The organism is Actinomadura geliboluensis, assembly GCF_043197915.1.
Taxonomy (GTDB): domain Bacteria; phylum Actinomycetota; class Actinomycetes; order Streptosporangiales; family Streptosporangiaceae; genus Spirillospora; species Spirillospora geliboluensis.
In genome coordinates, this window is record NZ_JBICUA010000019.1 from 36,663 (window position 1) to 57,611 (window position 20,949).

General features: G+C 72.7%; 18 protein-coding genes, 1 tRNA gene and 1 riboswitch. Of the genes, 13 read left to right on the top strand and 6 right to left on the bottom strand.

Annotation, left to right across the window (positions count from 1 at the left end; translation table 11 throughout):
• Window positions 1–169 precede the first annotated feature (169 nt).
• Window positions 170–799, top strand: coding sequence for a uridine kinase (locus tag ACGFI1_RS41215; RefSeq protein ID WP_392793096.1), 630 nt, complete (start codon window positions 170–172; stop codon window positions 797–799).
• On the opposite strand, the gene ACGFI1_RS41220 is transcribed toward ACGFI1_RS41215, so the two are convergent.
• The 4 genes from ACGFI1_RS41220 to ACGFI1_RS41235 all read right to left on the bottom strand — a co-directional run bounded on the left by ACGFI1_RS41220 (window position 796) and on the right by ACGFI1_RS41235 (window position 4,904).
• Window positions 796–1,179 carry a DUF6221 family protein gene (locus ACGFI1_RS41220; protein WP_138642253.1) on the bottom strand — a complete coding sequence of 128 codons (384 nt, stop codon included), beginning with the start codon at window positions 1,177–1,179 and terminating at the stop codon, window positions 796–798. The genes ACGFI1_RS41215 and ACGFI1_RS41220 overlap by 4 nt on opposite strands.
• Before the next feature lie 58 nt (window positions 1,180–1,237).
• Window positions 1,238–2,491: a lipase family protein gene (locus ACGFI1_RS41225; RefSeq protein ID WP_392793098.1), complete on the bottom strand. Its 1,254-nt coding sequence runs from the start codon at window positions 2,489–2,491 to the stop codon at window positions 1,238–1,240.
• Between the two features lie 136 nt (window positions 2,492–2,627).
• Window positions 2,628–3,764, bottom strand: a complete 1,137-nt coding sequence (locus ACGFI1_RS41230) for a glycosyltransferase (protein WP_392793099.1) — start codon at window positions 3,762–3,764, stop codon at window positions 2,628–2,630.
• Between the two features lie 45 nt (window positions 3,765–3,809).
• A complete protein-coding gene (locus ACGFI1_RS41235) occupies window positions 3,810–4,904 on the bottom strand; it encodes a hypothetical protein (protein ID WP_392793100.1) in 1,095 nt (364 codons plus the stop codon).
• Window positions 4,905–5,008: 104 nt separating this feature from the next.
• On the opposite strand from ACGFI1_RS41235, the gene ACGFI1_RS41240 reads away from it, so the two are divergent.
• The 9 genes from ACGFI1_RS41240 (at window position 5,009) to ACGFI1_RS41280 (ending at window position 13,878) form a co-directional block, all read left to right on the top strand.
• A complete protein-coding gene (locus ACGFI1_RS41240; RefSeq protein ID WP_392793101.1) occupies window positions 5,009–6,397 on the top strand; it encodes a type I restriction-modification system subunit M in 1,389 nt (462 codons plus the stop codon).
• Entirely contained in the window at window positions 6,390–7,421 is a 1,032-nt protein-coding gene (locus tag ACGFI1_RS41245) for a restriction endonuclease subunit S (protein WP_392793102.1), read from the top strand. The genes ACGFI1_RS41240 and ACGFI1_RS41245 overlap by 8 nt, the downstream gene beginning before the upstream one ends.
• 31 nt (window positions 7,422–7,452) lie before the next feature.
• Window positions 7,453–8,232 (top strand): class I SAM-dependent methyltransferase, encoded by a 780-nt coding sequence (locus tag ACGFI1_RS41250; protein ID WP_205719471.1) that lies wholly within the window; start codon window positions 7,453–7,455, stop codon window positions 8,230–8,232.
• A gap of 42 nt (window positions 8,233–8,274) precedes the next feature.
• A tRNA-Glu gene (locus tag ACGFI1_RS41255) sits at window positions 8,275–8,346 on the top strand.
• Between the two features lies 1 nt (window position 8,347).
• The gene (locus tag ACGFI1_RS41260; RefSeq protein WP_392793104.1) at window positions 8,348–10,543 is read left to right on the top strand and encodes a transcriptional regulator; all 2,196 of its coding nucleotides are present in this window, start codon (window positions 8,348–8,350) and stop codon (window positions 10,541–10,543) included.
• A 236-nt stretch (window positions 10,544–10,779) separates the two neighbouring features.
• Window positions 10,780–11,292 carry an ATP-binding protein gene (locus tag ACGFI1_RS41265; RefSeq protein ID WP_171069247.1) on the top strand — a complete coding sequence of 171 codons (513 nt, stop codon included), beginning with the start codon at window positions 10,780–10,782 and terminating at the stop codon, window positions 11,290–11,292.
• A gap of 153 nt (window positions 11,293–11,445) precedes the next feature.
• On the top strand, window positions 11,446–12,486 hold the full coding sequence (locus ACGFI1_RS41270) for a hypothetical protein (RefSeq protein WP_171069246.1): 1,041 nt from the start codon (window positions 11,446–11,448) through the stop codon (window positions 12,484–12,486).
• A 41-nt stretch (window positions 12,487–12,527) separates the two neighbouring features.
• Window positions 12,528–13,283: a class I SAM-dependent methyltransferase gene (locus tag ACGFI1_RS41275; protein WP_301174445.1), complete on the top strand. Its 756-nt coding sequence runs from the start codon at window positions 12,528–12,530 to the stop codon at window positions 13,281–13,283.
• A 10-nt stretch (window positions 13,284–13,293) separates the two neighbouring features.
• Window positions 13,294–13,878 carry a methyltransferase domain-containing protein gene (locus tag ACGFI1_RS41280; RefSeq protein ID WP_392793105.1) on the top strand — a complete coding sequence of 195 codons (585 nt, stop codon included), beginning with the start codon at window positions 13,294–13,296 and terminating at the stop codon, window positions 13,876–13,878.
• A 26-nt stretch (window positions 13,879–13,904) separates the two neighbouring features.
• Here ACGFI1_RS41280 and ACGFI1_RS41285 read toward each other — a convergent pair whose 3' ends face one another.
• Entirely contained in the window at window positions 13,905–14,723 is an 819-nt protein-coding gene (locus tag ACGFI1_RS41285) for an exodeoxyribonuclease III (RefSeq protein ID WP_392793106.1), read from the bottom strand.
• 214 nt (window positions 14,724–14,937) lie between these two features.
• Between ACGFI1_RS41285 and ACGFI1_RS41290 the strand changes: the two genes are divergently transcribed.
• Both ACGFI1_RS41290 and ACGFI1_RS41295 read left to right on the top strand, forming a co-directional pair.
• Window positions 14,938–16,089: an FKBP-type peptidyl-prolyl cis-trans isomerase gene (locus tag ACGFI1_RS41290; protein WP_138639226.1), complete on the top strand. Its 1,152-nt coding sequence runs from the start codon at window positions 14,938–14,940 to the stop codon at window positions 16,087–16,089.
• A gap of 210 nt (window positions 16,090–16,299) precedes the next feature.
• Complete coding sequence (locus ACGFI1_RS41295; protein ID WP_392793108.1) at window positions 16,300–18,987, top strand: transglycosylase domain-containing protein; 2,688 nt, start codon at window positions 16,300–16,302, stop codon at window positions 18,985–18,987.
• 68 nt (window positions 18,988–19,055) lie between these two features.
• On the opposite strand, the gene ACGFI1_RS41300 is transcribed toward ACGFI1_RS41295, so the two are convergent.
• Complete coding sequence (locus ACGFI1_RS41300) at window positions 19,056–19,427, bottom strand: hypothetical protein (RefSeq protein ID WP_392793109.1); 372 nt, start codon at window positions 19,425–19,427, stop codon at window positions 19,056–19,058.
• A 52-nt stretch (window positions 19,428–19,479) separates the two neighbouring features.
• Window positions 19,480–19,596, top strand: a riboswitch (SAM riboswitch).
• Between the two features lie 42 nt (window positions 19,597–19,638).
• Here ACGFI1_RS41300 and ACGFI1_RS41305 point away from each other — a divergent pair.
• Window positions 19,639–20,898 carry an aminotransferase class V-fold PLP-dependent enzyme gene (locus ACGFI1_RS41305; RefSeq protein WP_392793110.1) on the top strand — a complete coding sequence of 420 codons (1,260 nt, stop codon included), beginning with the start codon at window positions 19,639–19,641 and terminating at the stop codon, window positions 20,896–20,898.
• Window positions 20,899–20,949 lie beyond the last annotated feature (51 nt).

A 20,949-nucleotide genomic window follows, 5' to 3' on the forward strand; every position in this document is an offset into this window, starting at 1 on the left:
TTTCGAGCACCTCCCAGCTCATGTGGGAGGCGCCCTTGCGGAAGTCGGTGTGCCGGGCCCGAGCGTGGCGGGCTGACGCCCGTTGCAGCGCCTCTCGGACCCGTTCCGAGGTTACCTTCCCGAGATCCGGTGTGTCAGTCGCGTCCCACGATGCGGGCACGATGAGGTGATGCGCGCGCGACCGATCTCACCGTCACGGGTGGTCACCGAACTGTCCGAGCGGATCGCCGCCGCCGGGCGCGGTTCGTGGCTCCGGGTCGCGGTCGACGGCGCGCCACCTGCGGCTCCGTGGGATCTCGCCGACGCGCTCGCCGCGCCGCTGCGCGCGCTCGGGCGGGACGTGGTCCGGGTGTCGGCGCGCGGCTTCCTGCGCCCCGCGTCGCTGCGCTACGAGTTCGGGCGGGACGACCCCGACGCCTTCTACGACGCGTGGCTCGATGTGAACGGGCTGGTCCGGGAGGTGCTGGCGCCGCTGGAGCCGGGCGGGACGGGGCGGGTGCTGCCGAGCCTGTGGGACGCCGAGCGCGACCGGGCGACCCGGGCCCGGTACGTGGACGTCCAGCCGGGCGGGGTGTGCCTGCTGGACGGATCGCTGCTGCTCGGCCGGGGCCTGCCGCTGGAACTGACCGTCCATCTGACGCTGTCGGCCGGGGCTCTCGCGCGCCGCACGCCGGATGACCGGATGTGGACGCTGCCCGCCTACGCGCGCTACGACGCCGAGGTGGCTCCGGTGCGCACCGCGGACGTCGTCCTGAAGGTGGACGACCCCGAGCACCCGGCGCTGATCACCGCCGCCTAGGCCGCTCCGGGGCGCCATTCCTCCTGGTAGGCGGGGTGCGTGGCGTACGGGAGGGCGAGCAGGCGCAGCACCGATTCGCGGACGGCCTGCGCCGCCTCCGACTCGGACGTGCGGTGGCCCTGCCCGAGGATCCAGGCGTTCTTCTCGTAGTCGTCGACGATCCGGCGCCTGGCGGCGACCTCGGCGAGCGTCCGGGCCGGATGGTGGCGGGCGATGTGCTCGGCGTAGGCGTCGTTCTCGGCCTTGGCGACGAAGGCGGGATCGTCCGCGTCGGTGTCGACGGTCCCGGAGGGCGTGGCCTTCCAGGGGGCGGACGCGCAGTCGCGGGCGATCTGCTCGTCCCGGGCCAGCCGGGCGCGGAGGAACTCCACCAAGTCCATGGGGCCATCCTGCCCTCTGCGAGAGCGGGACGGCCCCATGGAGTTCAAGTGATCGGAATCAGGCGGCGCAGTTGCCGGTGACGGGCTTGCCCGCGAACCGGTCGGACAGGAACGCCATCGCGTCGGGCTCGCTCCAGAGCATGCCGGTCGCGTGCTCGGCGAACGTGTAGGTCTTCCAGGTCAGGTTCGCGCCCTTCGCGCACCACGCCCTGTGCAGGGTGTCGGCCTGCGCGAACGGGATGATCTCGTCGTAGACGGCCTGCGTCTGGAACACCGGGACGGACGGGGCGGCGGAGCCGAGCTTGTTCTCGTCCAGCCGCTGCCGCCACTCGGGCGTGGCCAGCGGGTCGCTGGTGGTGTAGTCGCTGATCTTCTTGAACAGCGTCCCGGCGAGGGTGCCGATGCCGTCGACGCTGACCAGGCAGAGGCTCTCGGCCTTCTTCAGCAGCTCGCGGCCGGCGTCGTTGAGGTACTTCTCCAGGTCCAGCTCGGGGTAGGCGGTGTCGTAGCCGACCGCCGCCATGAACATCAGGCCGACGAACGGGGAGCCGTCCAGGCCCTTGGCGACCGCCAGCAGGTCGGCGGGGACGCCGCCCGCGAAGGCGCCCTTGATGTCGAGTTCAGGCGCGTAGCTGTCGGCCAGTTGCGCCGCCCAGCCCGAGGACGTCCCGCCCTGCGAGTAGCCCCACAGGCCGACCGGCGAGCCGCCGAGGCCGGCGTCCGGGAGGCGCTGCGCGGCCCGCGCCATGTTCAGCACGGCCTTGCCCTGGGAGCCCCCCACCTCGTAGGTGTGCTGGCCGGGCGTGCCGAGGCCCTCCATGTCGGTGACGGCGACGGCCCAGCCGCGGCTGAGCGCGTCCGCGACGAAGAACATCTCGTAGTCCATGCCCTGGGTGAGGGTGTAGGACGGGGCGCAGGCGTCGCCGAGGCCGCGCGTCCCTACGGCGTAGGAGACGAGCGGGCGCTTGCCCTGGCCCGTCCACGCCTTGGTCGGGACGAGCACCATGCCGGACACGGCGGTCGGCGCGCCCTGCACGGTCTCCGACCGGTACAGGACCTGCCACGACTTGACGCCCTCGTACGGCGAACGGCCGATCGGGTCCATGCTGAACACTGCGGGGCGCGACCTGATGACGTCGCCGGGAGCGCCCGCCGGGAGCGGTGCGGGCGGCGTGTAGAACGGATCCTCGGCCGGGGGGCTGGTGTCCTGCGGTGCTGCGGCGGCGGTGCCCTGGAGGGCGGTCGCCGCCATGGCGAGCCCGACGCAGGACGCCGCCACGGTGCGCAGCACCCGGCGGACGGTGATGGACATGGCGGGTAACCCTTCGTCTTCGCCTGCCGTCGGCGTGACGGCCACCCGACCGTAACGTAATTGGACACTTACTCCAATGAAGTCCGGAACACATCGGCGCCGCCGCTTTTGTCGTGCGGCGACAAAACCGGCGGCCTCAGTCCCGCAGCGGCGCGCGGACCGTGCGCCCCTTCCACGCGCCGCCCCGGCCGGCGCGGTGGCGGCGCGCGGAATCGACCGTCATGGCGGCGTACATGAGCGCGACGAGCGGCAGCCCGAGGGCGCGCAACGGCGACAGGCCGTAGAAGCTGAGCATCGGCACGTAGGTGAGGGTCATGAGCGCCCAGGCGACGGCGCCTGCGACCAGCGCCGTGCTGTCAGCGGCGACAGCCCCGGTAATGGTCGCGGCGGGCGGGACCGCATAGAGCAGGAGCAGGCCGAGGACGGTGCCCGCCAGCAGCGCAGGCGAGTAGCGCAGCTGGTGGTAGGCGCTGCGGGCGATCATCATCCACAGGTCGGCGAGGCGCGGGTAGGGGCGGCGGCTGACCACGTCCCGGCTCAGGTCGAGGCGGCAGCGCCCGCCGGCGCGCTTGATGAGGCGTCCCATCGCGACGTCGTCGATCAGCGCGCCGCGGATCGCCGCGACGCCGCCCGCCTCCTCCAGGACGTCGCGCCGGACGAGCATGCAGCCGCCGGCCGCGGCGGCCGTGCGGGCCCCGTCGCGGGTGACGCGGCGGAACGGGTAGAGCTGCGCGAAGAAGTACACGAACGCGGGCACGATCACCCGTTCCCAGCGGGTGCGGACGCTCAGCGTCGCCATCTGGGAGACGAGCTCGCGCCGCTCCCCGGCGGCCGCGCGGACGAGCCGCCGCACGGTGCCGGGCGCGTAGGCGATGTCGGCGTCGGTGAAGAGGTAGAGGTCGGGATCACCGGCGGCGCGGACGCCCTCCGCCATCGCCCACACCTTGCCCGCCCACCCCTCGGGGCGCTCCCGCGCGGGGACCGCCCGCGCTCCGAGGCGGGCGGCCGTCTCGGCGGTGCCGTCGCTGCTCCCGTCGTCGACCACGACCACGCGGAACGCACCCGGATAGTCCTGGGCGAGGAGCGTCGGCAGCGTCTCCGGCAGGATCGCCGCCTCGTCGCGGGCCGGGACGACCGCCGCGACCTCCGGCCACTCGGGCGGGTCGGGCGCGTCCGGCAGGCCGGGCCCGGTGCGCCAGAAGGCGCCGTGGCCGAACGCCAGGTACAGCCATCCGGCCAGTGCCGCCACCGCCGCGACGTCCACGATCACCATTCTCCGCAGCGTGGCACCGCGCCGGGGCGCCGTCCACCAGCCGGGTCAGCTCAGCGCGTCGAACGCCGAGCGGACGAGGGCGCGCTCCTCTGCGGTGACGTCCGCCGGACGGTGCGCGCACATGTTGTCGATCGCCGTCCGCAGCCGCGCCTCGGCGGCCTCGGCGGCGGAGGTGAGCGCGCCGACGACGGCCAGGGAGGTGGCGGCGCCGCGCGTCCCGGCGTCGAGCTTCTGGTGCCGCTCGAACTCCGCGGCGAGGCTGCGCAGCCCGGCCGCCTGGTCGGGCACCGGCAGCACGATCGCTCCGGCGGCCAGGGCCAGGTGCTCGTGGTAGCGGTCCTGCCAGGGCGTCCACTGCCAGCCGGGCCAGTGCGCGCCGGCCTCGTCGAGGACGCGGTCGAGGGTGCGGAGCGTCCAGACGCCCGCGCTCTCGGCATCGGCGTCGAGGTGGACTCCCTCGTCCGGGAAGGCGGGCCAGGAGACGACCGGCGACCAGCTCCGGTAGGCGTCCAGCGAGGCGGCGCCGTTCTCGATCACCATGGACGCGGTGGCGCGGGCCATGTAGGCGCGGGTCACGCCGCCCCGGACGACGGTGACCAGGGTCGCCGGGGACGCCTCTTCGGCCGGCCGCACCGGAGGCACCGGGATCGGCAGCTCCCTCGGCAGCTCGCTACCGGGCGGGTAGACGTCGGGGTTCAGCTCGAACTGGGGCAGCGCGGCCATGAACTGCTCGGGCGTGCGGATGTCGTCCGGCACGGGGATGCCGCTCCAGCGGCGCACGCCCCGCTCGTCCTGCCCGACCGCGCCGGCGATCTCGCGGAGGCCGTCGTAGGCCCAGTCGAGCCGCCAGCCCGCCGGCCAGGTCCGCCGGAGGGCGGCGAGCGCCGCGGCCCGGTAGGCGGGGCCGTCGAGGCAGTCGGAGAACCAGAGCAGCCGCCGCTCGCCGCGGTCGATGAGGGCCGCCCCGCTGCACTCGCATTCGTTCATCCACGCGTCCACGCGCCGCTGCCCGCGCGCGAACCGCTCCGCGAACTCCGGCCCGGGGAGCATGTCCAGCTCGATGGAGTACCCGCCCCACTGGGAGTAGTACAGCTCCCAGGAGCCGCCGTCCTTGATCACATAGTGCGCCCGCTCTCCCATGAACGCCGATGGTAATCGAATCATTACACACCGTTGGGACGTTTCCGGGAATCGGCTCGCTTCGGCCGCCGGGCGGCGCGGCGGCGGACGCTAGAGTCACGCGGGTGGACGATGTCCTCTGGAAGGCCCTCTGGAAGGCGGCCGGCACGCTGCGGGGCTCGGTCGACGCGGCGCAGTACAAGGACTTCGTTCTCGGGCTGGTGTTCCTCAAGTACGTCTCCGACGCGTCCGGCGACGGGTCGTTCACCGTGCCGGACGGCGCGCACTGGGCGGACCTCACCGGCGAACCTGGAGAGCCTGATGGGCTCGGCGCGCGGATCGACGCGGCCATGGACGCGGTCATGCGGGCGAACCCCGCTCTCGACGGCGCGCTCCCGAAGATCTTCACCGGGGTCGACCAGCGGCGGCTCGGCGAGCTCGTCGCGGTGATCGGCGACGTCCGGTTCGGCGGGCGGGCCGCGCGGGACGTGCTGGGCGAGGTCTACGAGTACTTCCTGGAGAAGTTCGCCCGCGCGGAGGGCAAGCGCGGCGGCGAGTTCTACACGCCGCCCTGCGTGGTGCGGCTGCTCGTCGAGATCCTGGAGCCGTTCAAGGGGCGGGTGTACGACCCGTGCTGCGGCTCGGGCGGCATGTTCGTCCAGGCGGAGAAGTTCGTCCTCAGCCACCGGGGGCGGCTGGACGACATCGCCGTCCACGGCCAGGAGGCCAACGAGCGGACGTGGCGGCTGGCCAAGATGAACCTCGCCGTGCACGGGATCTCCGGCGACATCCGCCGTTCCGACACCTTCCACGCGGACGCGCATCCGGACCTTCAGGCCGACCACGTGCTGGCCAACCCGCCGTTCAACATGTCGGACTGGTACCGCGACCCCGGCGACCCGCGCTGGCGGTACGGCGTCCCGCCCGCCGGGAACGCCAACTTCGCCTGGATCCAGCACATCATCTCCAAGCTCGGGCCGGGCGGCCGCGCGGGCGTGGTGATGGCGAACGGCTCGATGTCGTCCCGGCAGTCGGGCGAGGGCGGGATCCGCACGGCGCTGGTGGAGGCGGGCCTGGTGTCGTGCGTCGTCGCGCTGCCGGACCGGCTCTTCCGCAGCACCCCGATCCCCGCGTGCCTGTGGTTCCTCGACCGGACCCCGCAAGGCCGCGTCCTGTTCATCGACGCCCGGCACATGGGGACGATGGTCGACCGCACCGAACGCGTCCTCACCGGGGACGACATCGCCCAAATCGCGGGCGCGTACCGTTCCTGGCGCAGCGGCGGCCACGCGGACGTCCCGGGTTTCTGCCATTCGGCCGGTTTGGACGAGATCAGATCCCATGACCACGTCCTCACGCCCGGCCGGTACGTCGGCGCCGCTCGGGCCTCGTCCGGTGCGGAGCCGGCGGACGACAGGGTCGAGCGCCTCACCCGCGAACTGCTCGCGCACCTGGACGAGTCGGCGCGGCTCGATGAGGTCGTCCGGACGGAGCTGGGACGCCTGGATGGCTGACGTGGCGCTCGGCGAGATCGTCACCTTCGCGAACGGCAAGTCGCGTCCCGCCGAGGGCTCCGCCTACCGCACCTTTGGGGCCAACGGCGTCATCGGCGCATCCGGTGACTTCAACGCCGCCGCGCACACGACCATCGTCGGACGCGTGGGCTCCTACTGCGGCGCCGTCCATTACAGCCCGGAACCGTGCTGGGTCACCGACAACGCCATCATCGCGACGCCGAAGGACGGCGTGAACCCGCGCTACGTCTACTACCTGCTGAAACGGCTCGGGCTCAACCGGTACCGCATCGGCTCGGGGCAGCCGCTCCTCACGCACGGGATCCTGAATCGGCTCACGACCGGGCGGCTGACCAGGGCGCAGCAGGACTCGGCGGCGTCCGTCCTCGGCGCCCTCGACGACAAGATCGCGGTGAACGAGCGCATCGCCGCCTGCGCCGACGAACTCGTCCGCGCCCGCTACGCGTCGTCCCGCGCCGGGGCCTCGGTCCGCATCGGCGAACTCGGGGACCTCGTCCGGGCGAACGTCCCGCCCGCGCGGATCGGCGGCGCCGAGAACTACATCGCGCTGGAGCACATGCCGAAGCGCCGCATGTGGCTGTCGGCGTGGGCGGACGCGTCCGGCGTCACCAGCGCGAAACTGCGCTTCGCGTCCGGCGACATCCTGTTCGGCAAGCTGCGGCCCTATTTCCACAAGGCCGGGCTCGCGTTCGTGGACGGCGTCGCCTCGACCGACATCCTCGTCGTCCGGCCGAAGGAGCCCGCGCACCGGGGCTGGCTGCTCGCGGCGCTGGCGAGCGACGAGGTCGTCGCGCACGCGTCCGCCGTCGGCGACGGCACCCGGATGCCGCGCGCCCGCTGGCCCGACATCGCCGCGTTCGAGATCCCGTGGCCGGGCGACGCCCGCGTCCGGGAGTTCCAGGGCTTCGTGGCGCCCCTGGCCGCCCGCGTGGAAGCCGCCACGACCGAGACCCAGGCCCTCACCGCGCTCCGCGACGCCCTTCTCCCCCGGCTGATCCCGTGACGTTCCGGCCGGACCGCGCCATCATCGACGGGTGGAGTATCTGCTGAGCAACCGGCAAGTCGAGGCCGGGGACCGGTTCGCCGCCCTCTCGGAGCTGTTCGACCCGTGGACGTTCCGGCACCTGGACGACCTCGGGGTGGGCGAGGGCTGGCGGTGCTGGGAGGTCGGCGCGGGGTGGCCGTCCGTCCCGACCTGGCTGGCCGGACGCGTCGGCGAGAGCGGGCACGTCCTCGCCACCGACATCGACGTGTCGTGGCTCCGGGACGCGCCGGTGGAGGTCCGGCGGCACGACATCGTGCGCGACGCGCCGCCGGAGGGGCCGTTCGACCTCGTCCACGCGCGCCTGGTGCTGGTGCACCTCGCCGACCGGGACGCGGCGCTCCGCACGATGGTCGACAGCCTGCGTCCCGGCGGGGTGCTGCTCATCGAGGACGCCGACCCCGAACTGCAGCCGCTCGCCTGCCCCGACGAGCGCGGGCCGGACGAGCGCCTCGCCAACAGCGTCCGGCGCGGGTTCCGCAAGCTGCTCGCCGAGCGCGGCGCCGACCTCGCCTACGGCCGCACGCTCCCCCGTGTCCTGCGGGACGCGGGCCTCACCGACGTCCGCGCGGACGCGTACTTCCCGATCGCGTCGCCCGCCTGCGGGCTGCTGGAGGCCGCGACGATCCTCCAGGTCAAGGACCGGCTCATCGCCGGCGGCCACGCCACGAGCGGGGAGCTCCGGCGGCTGCTCGCGGCGATCGCCGAGGACCGGCTCGGTCTCACCCTGGCGCCGCTGATCTCCGCCTGGGGACGGGTTCCGACCGATTAATGCTTTGCCTCCGGAAATGCCGATCTTTAGCGTGTTCGTGAGCAGCGTGTAGCTCAGCAGCAGAGCACCGGGCTTTCATCCCGGAGGGCGCGGGGGCGGGACCCGCCACGCTGGCATGGACGAGGAGCTGCGGGCGAACCCCGGCTACGCCGCCGGACAGCTGGCCAAGGCGCTCGTGACCGCACGGTCGCACGAGGACGCGGAGACGCGGCACCGGGCCGGGGAGCGGCTGGACCGCTGGTCGCGCGTGCTCTCCGGCATGGGCGACGGGACGCTGCGGATCGGCTCGCGCACCCCGGTCGCCGGCCTGCCCGCCTGGGTGACGCCCGAGGTCGTCAAGGGCGGCTTCGCCACCAGCGCCCCGGCCGCGGGCGGCGACCTGACCGGCCCCGAACTCGACGCGGCACGGCAGGCCGGGATCCCCGCCAACCGCCGCGCGCTGTTCGCGCACCACCTGACCGACGCCGGGCTGGCCCGCCTTGAGGCGCTGCTCGATAGCGGGCGGTATGAGATCGCCCTGCCCGAGGAGGCGGCGCTGCTGACCGTCGCGTGGCTGCTGCGGGCCGGGGACCGGACGGCGGCGCTGGACGTCCTGGAGAGCATCGGCCCGTTCGCCGGCACGCTGCGGTTCCTGCCGAGGCCCGCCGCGCGGCCGCCCGGCGACGCGTCCCTGGTCAGCCGGGAGACGGCCGGCGACGTGCGGCGGAGCCTGGCGTCGCGGCGCCCGAACCCGGCGGTCGCGGCGATGAACGAGGCGCTGGCCGTCTGGAACCCATTCGCGGACGGGCTGCTGGCGCACTGGCTGGAGACCGTCCGGGACGGCCGGATCCTCGCCGCGGAGCCGGACGGCTGGCGGGACCGGGGCGCCGCCCTGCTCACCCGCTACACGGCCCTCGCGGCCGAGCACACTCTCTGCACCAAGCACCGCAAGCCGAAGTCGAACCCGGCCATCCTTCGCACGTCCCTCGCGGAGGTGCTCGCCGGGCGGCGGCCCTCCCCGCTGCTCCGGCACGCCATCGACTCGATGGTGGCGAAGCGCGGCGCGCCCGGCGAGGCACGGCATGCCGCGCTGCGTGCTCGGCAGTCCGCCGACGCGGCGCGGCCCACGCACCACGCGCTGGCGCAGGCCGTGGTCGAGCGGCTTGACGCGGTGCCGCAGGACCGGGGCGTCCCGTCCACGGACCCGTTCACCGCGCCCGTCCCGGTCGACGGCCGCGACGTCGAGCTTCCCGACGGAATCCGGGCGGTGGTGGACAGGGCGCTGGAGGCACCGGTCAGCACGCTCGCCGAGCGCGGGATCGTCCGGTCCGCGGAGGTGCTGGCGGACCTGGTGCCGCAGCTGGTGGCGTCCACGACGGCGCTCTCCTACCCGGACCCGGCGCTGCGCACCCTGATGGCGTCCGTCCACCGGGCGTTCCGCAACCGGCGGTCGCTGCTCCTGCTGAACCTGGAGCACCAGGTGCGGGTGGACGAGCTCCCCTGGGTCGAGGCCGTCCAGAAGTACCGGCGGACGGACGGTGACGCACGGCAGAACGCGCACGCCGTGCTGACGCAGCTCGGCGGCCTGACCCTGCACGCCTTTCCGGGAACGGCCATTCCCAACCCGATGATCAGCCAGCTCTCCGGACTCGCCAAGCAGGCGGGCTTCGCCGTTCCCTTCGTCGAGGAACTCGCCGTCGACATCTTCATGGGCACGTTCACGCGCAAATTCCTGAACGCGGCGAAACTGGCGGGCGAACTCCTCGACGGCACGCTTTACGCCCGCTACTACGGCATCGATTACGCGGCCGTCGGTTCGATGCGGAAGGGGTTCGACGAGCTCTGCGCGAAGCGTGCCGGGAACCCCGGCGTGGGGCCGTGGGGCCGGGTCGCCGCCAACGGCATGGTGATCGAGCAGGCGCAGATCATCACCACGCACAACCTGGCCGCGCTCGTCCACCCGATCGGCGTCACGCCCCTGGACGGCTGGGACGGCCTCGCCCGCCGCTCGTTCGGCGTCACGCACCGGCTGGTGCGGCGGATCCAGGGCAACCCGCGGCCGCTGCGCACGGTCAAGGACGCCGCCTACGCCTGGCGCCAGACCGTCTTCTACCTGGCGCTCTGCGGCCTGAAGGAGCAGGTGTCCGCCATCGCCTGGATGCAGGACGAACTGGACCGGCAGCCGGCGCACACCGTCCGGCGGCTCGACCCCGTGCTGGCGGGGCTGCGGCATGTCCTGGCCGGCGGCACCCTGGACGACGGGTCGGCCTCGCACGCCCGCCGCTTCCTCGGCTGGTCCACGACCGGCCACTGGATGGCGCCCCGGGACTGAACGTCCACTCGGACGCGCACCAGGCAAGACCCGCGCAGGGCCGAAGCGAGGACGCTCACGCCGAGTGACGGTTCACTGGCCGCGGTAGGCGGGTTGCGTGCGTGCAAGGGTTCGTGACTGGCGTGTCCGGAGTGCGTCAGGCTGTGGGTTGTTCCACTTCCACGTCCGACTTCGACTTGGCCTGAGAACTCATGTTCGCTTACAGCCCGACACGGAGACGTGAAGCTTACGCCGCCATGAACGCATCAGACGCGTGCACGGGGGGCCCGCCGCCGGCCCCCGCGCCATCACTGGAACTCGGGATCCCGTCCGCCTGGCACAACGGCAAGGCGTCGTCGGGACGGCTCATCGGCGAGATCGACCTCGCGGCGACGCCGCCGGCCGTGCGGCTCGCGCGGTCCTACGTCCGGGAGCTCGTCGGGCAGCACTTCGGCGCCGACCGCTCCGAGCTCGGCGACCTCGAACTGCTGACCAGCGAGGCCGTGACCGGCTCGGTCCTGCACGGCCGCCCCCGGCGGGACGGGACGATCATGCTGTCGGTGCTGCACCTCGACCGGTACGTCCGGGTCGAGGTCACCGACGGCGGGCCGGCCCCCGGCGGCGCGGAGGACGAGCACCTGCCGATGCGGGGGCGCGGACTCGCGGTGCTCAAGGCGCTCGCCACCGACTTCGGCGCCCACCGGGGCCGCAACGGGACGTTCACGTTCTGGTTCGGGGTGGGTGTGCGGGACGGGTGGCGGCTGCCGTGACGGCGCCGGCGCGGGCCGTCCAGGCGGGCGGGGGCCTCCTGGACGCCCCGCGGTGACATGACGGCCGCGCTGCTCGCCGCCGATCGCCCGCCCTCGGCGGCCGGCGCTTCGCTAGGATCGAAGCGTCGACAATTGCCACCGCGAGGGCGAGCGATGACAGCGGACGGTGCGCCGAAGTCCCTCTCCGACATCACCAGGGACATGGGCCTCAACATGTCCGACGTGGCGGCCTTCTCCGGGCTCGACGAGAGCACGATCTTCCGCCTGTGGGACAACACCGAATGGCTGGACCGGATCAGCGGGCGGTCCCTGCAGAGCCTGATGTCGTCCGTCCCGGGAATCGCCGAGTACTCGATGGCGCACGCCGTCCGGAAAAGGCGGGACGGGCTCGTCGGCGAACTGCACGGCGAAGGGCTCGCGGTCGACCTGGACGCCCTGGAGAACTCCCCGGTCGCGCAGCAGCACCTGCTGAACGCGCTGGAGGCCGCGCTGCACATCGTGCGCGGGCAGGCGACGCAGAAGACGTCGTCCTTCATCGCCCGGTTCTGGGGCCAGGAGCAGGACCGCGCGCTCGAAGCCATCTACTCGACGGACCGCGGCCTCCTGGAGGACCCGCAGAAGCTCTTCGACGCGTCCGTCGACCTGGCCCCGCGGCTGAACCGCAAGACGTACTCGTTCCATTCGATCCTGGCGCTGAACATCCTCACGCACCAGGTCAGCAAGGTGACGGGGAAGCTGGAGGCCGACCTCGGCTTCGAGGTCCCCGGGCGCCAGGCCGCGTTCATGATGCGCGGCGTCGTGATGGGCTCCCTGATCGGCTCGAACGACTTCGAGCTCGCCGAGCGGTACCGCCGGGAGCTCGACGCGACGCCCGTGTACGCGGCGCTGGAGGAATGGGCGTTCCCGACCTACACCAGAGACGGCCGGATCAGCAGCGACTTCACCTTGCCGAGCTCCCTCTCGCTGCGCAACACGGCCACCGAGGTGCTGCGCGAGATAGCGGTGTACAACGACGCCTACCTGTACTACCTGGCGTCCACGTACATTCCGCTGGCGTTGAAGCGCGACCCCGCGTTCGGCGGCAGGCTCGCCGAGCTCGTCCAGGCGCTCGAGCTGCGCGGGGCCGACTGCCGGGACAGAACGACCAGACAGACCTGCAACGCGCTGGTTCGGCGGCTCAAGGGCCTCGCCTGAACCGGATGTGGAACACGGCCGCACGACGGAATGGGGAGCCGGTGGAGGACTCGGCGCAAGCCATCGCAAATCTGACGCGTGAAAGGTGGGAGGCCAACGCGCAGTACTGGGTCAAGGTCATCAGGGAGCGCCGCGACCGGTACCGGACGGAGCTGACCGACGCCGCCGTCCTCGACGCCGTCGGCCCCTGCGCGGGCCTGAAGGTCCTGGACGCGGGGTGCGGCGAGGGCTACCTGTCCCGCACGCTCGCCTCGATGGGCGCCGAGGTGACCGGCGTGGACGCGGCGCAGGGCCTCGTCGACGCGGCGGCGTCCCACCCGTCCCCCGGCGCGACCTTCACCCGCGCCAGCGTCGACGACCTCCCCATGGAGGACGGCCGGTACGACCTCGTCGTGTGCAACCACCTGTTCAGCCACCTGCACGACCCGACCCGCGCGATCGGCGAGTTCGCGCGGGTGCTGAAGAGCGGCGGGCGGCTGGTCCTGCTGACGCTGCACCCCTGCTTCTACGTGGAGAACTCCGAGCAGGGCGCGATGAACAGCGTCCCGGCGTCGCAGTACTTCGCGTCCCGCGGCGTCGATCAGCGGTTCCTGGTGGACGGCCTGGAGTCCCCTTCGCTCATCACGAGCTGGCTCCGGCCGCTGGAGTACTACGCTGGAACGCTCCGAGACGCCGGATTCGTCATCGCGGACCTGCGCGAGCCGCACCCGACGCCGGAGCAGCTCCGGGACGACCCGTGGTGGCGCAAGGGCTTCCCCACGGCGATGTTCATGCTCCTGATCGCGGAGCGCCGCTAGAGTCGCCCGCATGGACGACGTGCCGGCCGAGCTCGCCGGGCATCCGGACAGGCTCCGGTGGAACGGCAAGTACGGCGACGACCCGGCGCTGTCGCCCGTCCATCCGCTGGCGGAGCGGGCGCTGGCGCTGCCCATGCCGGACGGCGCGGTGCTCGACCTGGCGTCGGGGCCGTCCGGCAGCGCGCTGCTGGCCGCCGGGGCCGGGCGCCGCGTCACGGCCGTCGACATCTCCGAGGCCGCGCTCGGCCGGCTCGGCGCGGAGGCCCGGCGGCGCGGCCTCGAACCGCTGATCACCCTCGTCCAGGCCGACCTCGGGACGTGGCGGCCGCCGCACGGCTACGCGCTGGTCCTGTGCACGGGTTTCTGGGACCGCGCCGTGTTCGGGCGCGCGGCCGGGGCCGTCCTGCCCGGCGGCCTGCTCGGCTGGGAGGCGTTCACCGAGGACGCCCGCCGCGACCGCCCGGACATGCCGGCCGAATGGTGCCTCGCGCCCGGCGAGCCCGCCGCACTGCTGCCGGACGGCTGCACCGTCCTCGACGAGGCCGACGTCCCGGCCGCCCGCAAGCTCCGCCTCCTCGCCCGCTTCCCCGATTGACCTGAGAGTGCGGGCGGCCGGCGGCGTCAGTCCAGGTCGACCACGATCGGGGCGTGGTCGGACGGCCCCTTCCCCTTGCGGGCCTCCCGGTCGACATAGGCGGACCGGACCCGCCCGGCGAACGCGTCGTTCCCGTACACGAGGTCGATGCGCATGCCGAGGTTCTTGTGGAACGCGCCGGCCCGGTAGTCCCAGTAGGTATAAGGGTGCGGGCCCTTCATCGGGGTCGGGACGACGTCGTGGAGGCCCAGCTCGCGGAGTTCGGCGAGGGCCTGCCGTTCGGCGGGCGTGACATGGGTGGAGCCGACGAAGACGGACGGGTCCCAGACGTCGTCGTCGGTGGGGGCCACGTTGTAGTCGCCGGTCGCCATCAGCGGCGCCCCCGCCGGCAGTTCCTCGGCCAGCGCGTCGCGGAGGGCCGCGAACCATTCGAGCTTGTAGCGGTAGTGGACCGACTCCGGGGTGCGGCCGTTCGGCGCGTACAGCGACCAGACCCTTATACCGCCGCATGTGGCGCCGATCGCGCGGGCCTCGGGAACGAGGAGGGCGGGCTCTGTCAGCTTCGCCTGCGCCTCGGCTTCGCCCTCATATACGGGCTCACCGGGAAATCCGTTGGAGACGTCCTCAATGCCGACCCGTGAAAGAACCGCGACGCCGTTCCACCGGCCGTCGCCGTGCGCGGCAGTGGCATAGCCCAACTCCGCGACGTCGGCGGACGGGAACTGGTCCGCGCGGCACTTGATCTCCTGCAGGCAGACGACGTCGGGTTTCGTCTCGTCCAGCCAGGCCAGAAGGCGCGGCAGCCGGGCCTTCACCGAGTTGACGTTCCACGTCGCGAGGCGCATTCCCCCAGCCTGCCATCCGGAGGGCGTGAGTCATCGCGCCGGCGGGGATATCCTGGCGGCTTCTCCTGTCCCCTGCCGGACGGCACCGCGACCCACGCGTGACCGGTAGATTGCGGGTCGGCCTCCTTTGCACGGTTTTCACGCTGCGCTTAGCCCGGCCCTGGAAGGGTGGTCACGTTCGTGATGTCGTCGAACCCGGAGCAAGTGAGGAACCATGTCCGAGGATGACAAGCCCCGGGGCAAGCCGGCGGTCAAGGCGAAGGCGAAGATCCCGAACGCCCAGAGCATCCGCAGCCCCGAATTCACCCCGCACGGCATCAGCGCCGGGCGGGGCAGCGGGCTGAACCGGCCGTCCGCCCCGTCCGCGCTGACCGCCAAGCAGGCGCGCAAGCGGCGGATGATGATGATCGCCGGGATCGTGGTGGCCGCGCTGGCGATCTCCGGCGGCGTGTACTGGTGGGTCAACCGCCCCGACCCGGTGATCGAGGTGACCGGCAAGTTCGCCGCCGAGCCCAAGGTCGAGATCCCGACCAAGCTCGCGCCCGCCACCGGTGTGAAGATCACCAACCCGATCAAGGGCGACGGCCGCGCGGTCGCCGACGGCGACACCGTCTACGTCCAGTTCGCGACCTACAAGTGGTCCAAGGACAAGGACGACGAGAACTCGCGCGTCAAGAGCACCAGCGAGAAGGTCAGCTCGACCTACGAGCAGCAGGCCCAGCAGCCGAGCGGCCCGCGGCCCCTCGTCATCGGCAAGAGCGGCCTGAAGGAGATCGACAAGAACCTGGTCGGCCAGACGGTCGGCAGCCGGGTCGTGCTCCAGCTCCCGCCGTCCAAGGACCTCAGCCAGCTGAGCCCGCAGCAGATCACCGACAAGGACGCGGTGGTGTTCGTCATGGACATCCAGGCCGCCGTCCCGAAGGACCCGAAGCCCGAGGGCACCCCGAAGAAGCTGGACGACAAGAACCTGCCGAAGGTCGAGGACCAGGGCGCCAAGGAGCCCAAGATCACGGTCCCGGACGCGGACGCGCCCGGCAAGCTCCAGGTCAAGACGCTCGTCGAGGGCACCGGCCCGGCGCTCGCCAAGGGCGACGACGCGGTGGTGAACTACGTCGGCAAGATCTGGAAGAGCGGCGACAAGTTCGACTCCAGCTGGGACAACAAGCAGCCCGCGAACTTCCCGATCGGCACCGGGGCGACCATCCCCGGCTTCGACAAGGGCCTCACCGGCGCGAAGGTCGGCAGCCGCGTGCTGCTCGTGCTGCCGCCGGCGGAGGGCTACGGCAAGGAGGGCAGCCCGCCCAAGATCAAGGGCACGGACACCCTGGTGTTCGTCGTGGACATCCTGGCCAAGATCCAGAAGTAGCGCCCGACGGGCGCGTGACGGCGGCGGGGTGCCCGGATCGGGCCCCCGCCGCTCCGCGTTGCGGGAAAGCGCGCATTGCGACGTCCGTCACGACAACCGGCGGCGCGGATTGCCCGTCCTCCTATTGGGCGGGCACCGGGCCGCGCATTGGGCGTCCGGCGCACGGATCCCCTCAGGTATGGTCGGTAACGCATTAATCACGGGGGGCTTGTGAGCGACAGCGAAAAGGTCCCGGAGGGCGACGCGTCCACCGGGGCCGCCGAGGTGGACCTGCACGGCTCCGAGGCGGGGACACCGGCCGACCAGGACGGTCCGGCGACCGCCACGCTGACCGCGGAGGCCGAGGAATCCGCCCCGGACGCCGAATTCACCGGCGAGGACGGCATATCTCAGAACGGCGATAAGGCTCCCGAATCGGGTGACTCCGGCGACGATGCGGGCGAATCGGCGGCCGCGGAGCGCGACCCGGAAGACGCTCCGGAAGGGGCCCCTGAAGGCGACCGGGAAGGCGACCGGGAAGAGGGCGGCGAAACGGCGCCGGGCGAACCAGGTGATCTAGCCGACGAACCGGGCGATCCCGCGGGCGAATCGGCGTCCGCCGGTGTCGGAGCGCCGGACGGCGGTGATACCAAGAGCATGCCCGCCGCCTCGTCCAAGCACGGAGGACCGCCGCCGCCCGGAAGCGACGGCGGCGGAGGCGGCGACGGGAGCGGCGGGGGCCGCGGCCGCGGCCCGCGCAAGCCGCGCAGCCGCAAGGCCCGCATCCTGCGCCGGACGGTCTTCCTGCTGCTCGGGTTCATCGGGTTCTGCGTCGCCGCGTTCGGCGTCGCCTACCTGCTGACCCCCGTCCCGTCCCCGCAGGAGAAGGCGATCGCGCAGGGCCCGACGTTCTACTACGCCGACGGCAAGACCGTGATCGCCAAGACCGGCATCAACCGGGACGCGGTCAAGCTCGACCGGATCCCGGAGAGCACCCGCAACGCGGTCATCGCGGCGGAGAACGGCAGCTTCTACGACGACCCCGGCGTCTCCGTGCAGGGCACGACGCGGGCGTTCTGGTCGACCGTCACCGGGCAGCAGCTGCAGGGCGGGTCCACGATCACGCAGCAGATGGTCCGCAACTACTACGGCGGCATCGGCAAGGAGCGCTCGGTCACCCGCAAGCTCAAAGAAATCATGGTCGCGCTGAAGGTCGACCGGGAGAAGTCCAAGGACTGGATCCTGGAGCAGTACCTCAACACGATCTACTTCGGGCGCAACGCCTACGGGGTGCAGGCCGCCGCGCACGCCTACTACGGCAAGGACGTCTCCGCGCTGACGCCCGCCGAGGGCGCCTACCTCGCCGCGGCGATCCAGCAGCCGAGCAACTTCGCCGACCCGACCGGCGCCCAGCGCACCGCCGCCGAGCAGCGGTGGCGCTCCGTCCTCGGCAACATGGCGCGGGACGGCTACCTGACGTCCGCCGACGCCGCCGCGATGGAGTTCCCGACGCCGGTCAAGCAGAAGATCACCGACGTCCTCAAGGGCCAGAAGGGCTACATGGTCAACGTGGCCAAGAAGGAGCTCACCGAGCGCCGCGGCTACAGCGAGGACGAGCTCAACCGCAGCGGGCTGAAGATCACCACGACGTTCGACAAGCGGCTGATGGACGCGATGAAGCGGGCCGTCAACCAGAACGCCCCCGACGGGATGAGCAAGAAGATCCGCACCGGGGCGGTGTCGGTCGACCCGGCCACCGGGCAGGTGCTCGCCTTCTACGGCGGCCGCGGCTACCTGGAGGAGGCGCTGAGCAGCGCGTTCGGCGACTGGGCGCAGGCCGGGTCCGGGTTCAAGCCGATCGCGCTGGCCGCCGCGCTGGAGGACGGCCGCTCGCTCAGCTCCACCTACGACGGCAGCTCACCGCAGACGTTCGCGGGGTCGTCCATCCGCAACGACAGCAACCAGAGCTTCGGGTCGGTGAACCTCGTCACCGCCACCCAGAACTCGATCAACACCGCCTACGTCAACCTCGGGCAGGACATCGGCACCGAGAAGATCGCCGAGATGGCCGAGAAGATGGGCATCCCGGCGAGCCAGATGACCAAGGCGCAGCGCGGCGCCGCCACGTTCCCGCTCGGCATCGTGTCGCTGCACCCCGTCCAGCAGGCGGGCGTGTTCTCGACGTTCGCGTCCGAGGGCGTGTACCGGGCGCCGTTCGTGGTGAAGGCCGTCACCGACAACGACGACCACAAGCGCACGTTCACCGAGAAGGGCAAGCGGGCGCTCAGCGAGCAGAACGCGCGGGACGCGACGTACGCGATGGAGAAGGTCGTCGAGGGCGGCACCGGGACGGGCGCCCAGCTGCCCGACGGCCGCGACGTCGCGGGCAAGACCGGCACGACCGACAAGGGCAAGGCGATCTGGTTCAACGGGTTCATCCCGCAGATGGCGACGTCGGTCGCGATGTTCCGCAGCGACGGCAAGCCGCTGAACATCCCGGGCTACGGCGCGTACGGCGGGCAGCTCCCCGCGCAGATCTGGCGCACCTACATGACCGACGCCGTCGACATCAAGGACTACGAGCCCAAGTCGTTCGGGTCGCCGTCGATGCGGCCCGGCACCGGCAACGGCCTGCCGAACCGCCCGACCAGCCCGGACGGGCCGCAGCCGCCCCGCACCACCGGGCCGTCCCAGCCGGAGCCGCCCACGGAGGAGCCGGACATCCCGACCCCGCCGACCGGGCTGCCGACCATCATCCAGCCCCCGGACGGCGGAGGCGGCGGTGACGGCGGAGGCGGCGACCCCGGCGGCGGCGGTGACGGCGGAGGCGACGGCGGAGGTGGTGACGGCGGCGGTACCGGCGACGGCGGCGGCGGTGGCCGCATCGGCGGCTGGACCCGCTCCGGCGTGACCGGCTGAGCCCACCCCGGCGTGACCGCCCGCGCCCGCCCGCCTCGCGCGGGCGGGCGCGAGCGGGCGGGCGGGGCTCAGTCGCAGGCCTTGCCGATCTTGGCGGGCGTCTCCTGCATCACCGTGTCGAGCTGGGAGACGTCGCCGGTGCCCACGGCGGGCGCGGCGGCGCGCAGCCTGCCCGCCTCCGCCTTCAGCGCCTTGCTCAGCGCCGCGTCGTCGGCCTGCTTCGCAAGCCCGTCCACGCGTCCGGCGAGCTGCTCGGTCGCCTGCCGCCACTGCGCCGGCTCGGCCGCCGGCACGCTCCGCACCTGGGTGATGTACTGCTGGAACGCCTTCTTCGTGTCGGCGCACACCTGGTCGGTGTTGCCGCCCAGCATCCCGCACCCGCTCAGGGTGCCGAGCACCATCACGCCCCCGGCCAGCGCCCGCGCCACCGCGTACCGCATCGCATCCCCTCCCGCTTGATCCCAGAACGGACCCGCATATAATTCCGCATTAGGTCATGAGCGCCAGCGTCAAGCCCCGGCTTGCTGGCCGGCAACCCTTCGTCCGCGATGGGGTGCCCCGGGTGAGGACCTGGCCGGACGCACCACCGCGTCCCGGCAAGCGCGGATCCCGGCCTGTGTCCCGGGGTCCCTGACCCCGGAAGGTCCCGGCATGCCCACGCTGCTCGCCCGCTCCCCCATCACGCCCGCTGAGACGCGCACCGAGGGGGTCCGGGTTCACCGGATCCCGCGCGTGATCGGGGCGGACGTCCCGGTGCCGCTGCGCGACGGCCGCCGCGTCCCCTACGCCAACCTCGACTACGCCGCCAGCGCACCCTGTCTGGAGGCGGTGCAGGACGCGGTCACCCGCGCGCTGCCGTACTACAGCAGCGTGCACCGCGGTGCGGGCTACGCCTCCCAGGTCACTACCGGCGCCTATGAGGAGGCCCGCGAGACCGTCCGCTCGTTCCTCGGCGCCTGGCGCCGCTCCGCCGTCGTGTTCACCCGCAACACCACCGACTCCATGAACCTGCTCGCGCACGCCGTCCCCGCCGGGACGAGCGTCGTCGTCTTCGAGTCCGAGCACCACGCCTCCCTGCTGCCGTGGAAGCGCGCCGTGCGGCTTCCCGCGCCCGCGACCCCGGCCGAGGCCATCACCGCCGCCGACCGGGCGCTGCGGTCGTGCCCGGTCGAGCCGCGGCTGCTCATCGTCACCGCCGCGTCCAACGTCACCGGCGAGTTGTGGCCGGTCGAGGAGCTGGCGCGGGTCGCGCACCGCAACGGCGCCCGCATCGCGGTGGACGCGGCGCAGCTCGTCCCGCACCGGCCGCTCGACATGACCGCGCTCGGCCTGGACTACGCCGCGTTCTCCGGCCACAAGCTGTACGCGCCGTTCGGCGCCGGCGTGCTCGCCGGGCGCGCCGACTGGCTGCGCGCCGCCGACCCCTACCTGAAGGGCGGCGGGGCGAGCGCGTCGGTCGGCGCGACGACGCGGTGGGCGGCGTCCGCCGAGCAGCGGCACGAGGCCGGGTCGCCGAACGTCCTCGGCGCGATCGCGCTGGCCGCCGCGTGCGAGGCGCTCTCCGCGTCCTTCCCGGACCTCGCCGCGCGGGAGGAGGCGCTCGTCGGACGGCTGCGGGCGGGGCTGGCCGCGATCCCGTCCGTCCGGGAGCTGAGCTTGTGGGGCGGCCGGGCGCCGCGCGTCGGGATCGTGTCGTTCATCGTGGACGGCTGGAACGCGCGCGACGTGGCGCTTACGCTGTCGGAGGAGCACGGCATCGGCGTCCGGGACGGGAAGTTCTGCGCCCACCCCTTCGTCCGGCACCTCGCCGGCGGGGACGCCGCCGCCGTGCGCGCCAGCATCGGCATTGGGACGAGCGAGGAGCACATCGACCGGCTGCTCGCCGCCCTCGCCGGGCTGGCGGCGCGCTGACCTGCGGGGACCCGCGGACGGCCGGGCGAATATGCTCTTTGGTCCTGTTCG

Excerpts from the sequence above, each read along its gene's own strand:
- ACGFI1_RS41215 (WP_392793096.1), top strand. The coding sequence starts at position 170 with ATGCGCGCGCGACCGATCTCACCGTCACGGGTGGTCACCGAACTGTCC.
- ACGFI1_RS41220 (WP_138642253.1), bottom strand. The coding sequence starts at position 1,179 with ATGGACTTGGTGGAGTTCCTCCGCGCCCGGCTGGCCCGGGACGAGCAG.
- ACGFI1_RS41225 (WP_392793098.1), bottom strand. The coding sequence starts at position 2,491 with ATGTCCATCACCGTCCGCCGGGTGCTGCGCACCGTGGCGGCGTCCTGC.
- ACGFI1_RS41230 (WP_392793099.1), bottom strand. The coding sequence starts at position 3,764 with ATGGTGATCGTGGACGTCGCGGCGGTGGCGGCACTGGCCGGATGGCTG.
- ACGFI1_RS41235 (WP_392793100.1), bottom strand. The coding sequence starts at position 4,904 with ATGGGAGAGCGGGCGCACTATGTGATCAAGGACGGCGGCTCCTGGGAG.
- ACGFI1_RS41245 (WP_392793102.1), top strand. The coding sequence starts at position 6,390 with ATGGCTGACGTGGCGCTCGGCGAGATCGTCACCTTCGCGAACGGCAAG.
- ACGFI1_RS41260 (WP_392793104.1), top strand. The coding sequence starts at position 8,348 with ATGGACGAGGAGCTGCGGGCGAACCCCGGCTACGCCGCCGGACAGCTG.
- ACGFI1_RS41265 (WP_171069247.1), top strand. The coding sequence starts at position 10,780 with ATGAACGCATCAGACGCGTGCACGGGGGGCCCGCCGCCGGCCCCCGCG.
- ACGFI1_RS41270 (WP_171069246.1), top strand. The coding sequence starts at position 11,446 with ATGACAGCGGACGGTGCGCCGAAGTCCCTCTCCGACATCACCAGGGAC.
- ACGFI1_RS41280 (WP_392793105.1), top strand. The coding sequence starts at position 13,294 with ATGGACGACGTGCCGGCCGAGCTCGCCGGGCATCCGGACAGGCTCCGG.
- ACGFI1_RS41285 (WP_392793106.1), bottom strand. The coding sequence starts at position 14,723 with ATGCGCCTCGCGACGTGGAACGTCAACTCGGTGAAGGCCCGGCTGCCG.
- ACGFI1_RS41290 (WP_138639226.1), top strand. The coding sequence starts at position 14,938 with ATGTCCGAGGATGACAAGCCCCGGGGCAAGCCGGCGGTCAAGGCGAAG.
- ACGFI1_RS41300 (WP_392793109.1), bottom strand. The coding sequence starts at position 19,427 with ATGCGGTACGCGGTGGCGCGGGCGCTGGCCGGGGGCGTGATGGTGCTC.
- ACGFI1_RS41305 (WP_392793110.1), top strand. The coding sequence starts at position 19,639 with ATGCCCACGCTGCTCGCCCGCTCCCCCATCACGCCCGCTGAGACGCGC.